Source organism: Shigella sp. FC1661 (assembly GCF_001712525.1).
Classification (GTDB): Bacteria; Pseudomonadota; Gammaproteobacteria; order Enterobacterales; family Enterobacteriaceae; genus Escherichia; species Escherichia coli.
The window spans coordinates 1-3,125 of sequence record NZ_MDGW01000231.1; the positions used below are offsets into that span (position 1 = coordinate 1).

General features: G+C 50.8%; 4 protein-coding genes and 3 pseudogenes. 3 read left to right on the forward strand and 4 right to left on the reverse strand.

Going from position 1 to position 3,125, the window contains the following annotated elements; genetic code table 11:
- Together BFF42_RS13970 and BFF42_RS26950 are read right to left on the reverse strand one after the other, a co-directional pair.
- A partial coding sequence (locus BFF42_RS13970; protein ID WP_001638972.1) for an IS1 family transposase occupies positions 1-200 on the reverse strand: 200 nt, incomplete at its 3' end.
- 54 nt (positions 201-254) lie between these two features.
- Positions 255-332 (reverse strand): annotated as a pseudogene (locus BFF42_RS26950) (CDP-alcohol phosphatidyltransferase family protein); the annotation flags it as partial.
- A gap of 86 nt (positions 333-418) precedes the next feature.
- On the opposite strand from BFF42_RS26950, the pseudogene nudG reads away from it, so the two are divergent.
- Positions 419-826 (forward strand): annotated as a pseudogene (gene nudG / locus BFF42_RS13975) (CTP pyrophosphohydrolase).
- Here the strand turns inward: nudG and BFF42_RS13980 are convergent.
- The gene (locus tag BFF42_RS13980) at positions 792-1,064 is read right to left on the reverse strand and encodes a YnjH family protein (protein WP_000085238.1); all 273 of its coding nucleotides are present in this window, start codon (positions 1,062-1,064) and stop codon (positions 792-794) included. The pseudogene nudG and the gene BFF42_RS13980 overlap by 35 nt on opposite strands.
- Positions 1,065-1,299: 235 nt before the next feature.
- Here BFF42_RS13980 and gdhA point away from each other — a divergent pair, with 235 nt between their 5' ends.
- On the forward strand, positions 1,300-2,643 hold the full coding sequence (gene gdhA, locus BFF42_RS13985; RefSeq protein WP_000373055.1) for an NADP-specific glutamate dehydrogenase: 1,344 nt from the start codon (positions 1,300-1,302) through the stop codon (positions 2,641-2,643).
- Between the two features lie 116 nt (positions 2,644-2,759).
- On the opposite strand, the pseudogene BFF42_RS27765 reads toward gdhA, so the two are convergent.
- Positions 2,760-2,915: pseudogene (locus BFF42_RS27765) on the reverse strand (DUF1266 domain-containing protein); the annotation flags it as partial.
- Positions 2,916-2,966: 51 nt separating this feature from the next.
- Here BFF42_RS27765 and BFF42_RS13990 point away from each other — a divergent pair.
- Positions 2,967-3,125: IS1 family transposase (locus tag BFF42_RS13990; protein ID WP_032277379.1), on the forward strand; the 159-nt coding region annotated here is incomplete at its 3' end.

Below are 3,125 nucleotides of genomic sequence, written 5' to 3' on the forward strand. Positions count from 1 at the left end.
CGACATCCGACGCCATTCATGGCCATATCAATGATTTTCTGGTGCGTACCGGGCTGAGAGGCGGTGTAAGTGAACTGTAGTTGCCATGTTTTACGGCAATGAGAGCAGAGATAGCGCTGATGTCCGGCAGTGCTTTTGCCGTTACGCACCACGCCTTCAGTAGCGGAGCAGGAAGGACATCTGATGGAAATGGAAGCCACGCAAGCACCTTAAAATCACCATCATACACTAAATCAGTAAGTTGGCAGCATTACCATGCCCGGTTTATCAAGAACCCGCACGCACTGATGCAACAACGGTTTAATCCGGGGATGAAGATGGCGGTCTAGCACAGGCACTCCTTAAATATAAAGCCTTTCTGATTGAGCAACAGTGCGGATATTATGGCATTTTTCGCTTATCTGCCCGTGTGTAATTTATGAAAATGATTGAAGTTGTTGCCGCCATCATTGAACGTGATGGCAAAATTTTACTCGCGCAACGCCCCGCCCAGAGCGATCAGGCGGGATTATGGGAGTTTGCCGGTGGTAAAGTCGAGCTGGATGAAAGCTAGCAGCAGGCACTGGTGCGTGAGTTAAACGAAGAATTGGGCATCGAAGCAACTGTGGGTGAGTATGTTGCCAGCCATCAGCGAGAAGTTTCGGGCCGGATTATCCATCTTCATGCCTGGCACGTACCCGACTTCCACGGGACGTTACAGGCACATGAACATCAGGCGCTGGTCTGGTGCTCACCTGAAGAGGCGCTGCAATATCCGCTGGCCCCTACTGACATTCCACTATTAGAGGCGTTTATGGCTTTACGCGCCGCCAGAGCAGCGGATTAGTGCTAAGGGTTTTGTCATCCCGCTGGCATTGCAGCAGTATTCCTTCGGCTTTAATTACCGCCCCTTCAGAATAATTTTGATCCTGATAAACGCAGCACTGAGTACAGGGCTGCGCTGACTGCCCGCCTGAACTGAACACTTCTGGCGGTACGTTTACCTCCACGTCCGGACGATAATGCGGGTTAGCCAGTGCAATTAATGGAAATGCTAATACTACGGCGAACAATGCTCGACTCACAGGGAACTCCTTAACGTTATTGTCTCTGCAACTGATAACGGTAGCCGGGTGGCAAAACTTTAGCGTCTGAGTTATCGCATTTGGTTATGAGATTACTCTCGTTATTAATTTGCTTTCCTGGGTCATTTTTTTCTTGCTTACCGTCACATTCTTGATGGTATAGTCGAAAACTGCAAAAGCACATGACATAAACAACATAAGCACAATCGTATTAATATATAAGGGTTTTATATCTATGGATCAGACATATTCTCTGGAGTCATTCCTCAACCATGTCCAAAAGCGCGACCCGAATCAAACCGAGTTCGCGCAAGCCGTTCGTGAAGTAATGACCACACTCTGGCCTTTTCTTGAACAAAATCCAAAATATCGCCAGATGTCATTACTGGAGCGTCTGGTTGAACCGGAGCGCGTGATCCAGTTTCGCGTGGTATGGGTTGATGATCGCAACCAGGTACAGGTCAACCGTGCATGGCGTGTGCAGTTCAGCTCAGCCATCGGCCCGTACAAAGGCGGTATGCGCTTCCATCCGTCAGTTAACCTCTCCATTCTCAAATTCCTCGGCTTCGAACAAACCTTCAAAAATGCCCTGACTACCCTGCCGATGGGCGGTGGTAAAGGCGGTAGCGATTTTGACCCGAAAGGTAAAAGCGAAAGCGAAGTGATGCGTTTCTGCCAGGCGCTGATGACCGAGCTTTATCGTCATCTGGGCGCGGATACCGACGTTCCGGCAGGTGATATCGGCGTTGGTGGTCGTGAAGTCGGCTTTATGGCGGGGATGATGAAAAAGCTCTCCAACAATACCGCCTGCGTCTTCACCGGTAAGGGCCTTTCATTTGGCGGTAGTCTTATTCGCCCGGAAGCTACCGGCTACGGTCTGGTTTATTTCACAGAAGCAATGTTAAAACGCCACGGTATGGGTTTTGAAGGGATGCGCGTTTCCGTTTCTGGCTCCGGCAACGTCGCCCAGTACGCTATCGAAAAAGCGATGGAATTTGGTGCTCGTGTGATCACTGCGTCAGACTCCAGCGGCACTGTAGTTGATGAAAGCGGATTCACGAAAGAGAAACTGGCACGTCTTATCGAAATCAAAGCCAGCCGCGATGGTCGAGTGGCAGATTACGCCAAAGAATTTGGTCTGGTCTATCTCGAAGGCCAACAGCCGTGGTCTGTACCGGTTGATATCGCCCTGCCTTGCGCCACCCAGAACGAACTGGATGTTGACGCCGCGCATCAGCTTATCGCCAATGGCGTTAAAGCCGTCGCCGAAGGGGCAAATATGCCGACCACCATCGAAGCGACTGAACTGTTCCAGCAGGCAGGCGTACTGTTTGCACCGGGTAAAGCGGCTAATGCTGGCGGTGTAGCAACGTCAGGCCTTGAAATGGCGCAAAACGCTGCGCGCCTGGGCTGGAAAGCCGAGAAAGTTGACGCACGTTTGCATCACATCATGCTGGATATCCACCATGCCTGTGTTGAGCATGGTGGTGAAGGTGAGCAAACCAACTACGTGCAGGGCGCGAACATTGCCGGTTTTGTGAAGGTTGCCGATGCGATGCTGGCGCAGGGTGTGATTTAAGTTGTAAATGCCTGATGGCGCTACGCTTATCAGGCCTACAAATGGGCACAATTCATTGCAGTTACGCTCTAATGTAGGCCGGGCAAGCGCAGCGCCCCCGGCAAAATTTCAGGCGTTTATGAGTATTTAACGGATGATGCTCCCCAGGGAACATTTCTTATGGGCCAACGGCATTTCTTACTGTAGTGCTCCCAAAACTGCTTGTCGTAACGATAACACGCTTCAAGTTCAGCATCCGTTAACTTTCTGCGATAGCAGCAGATATGCCGGTAATGCTGCCAACTTACTGATTTAGTGTATGATGGTGATTTTAAGGTGCTTGCGTGGCTTCCATTTCCATCAGATGTCCTTCCTGCTCCGCTACTGAAGGCGTGGTGCGTAACGGCAAAAGCACTGCCGGACATCAGCGCTATCTCTGCTCTCATTGCCGTAAAACATGGCAACTACAGTTCACTTACACCGCCTCTCAGCCCGGTACGCAC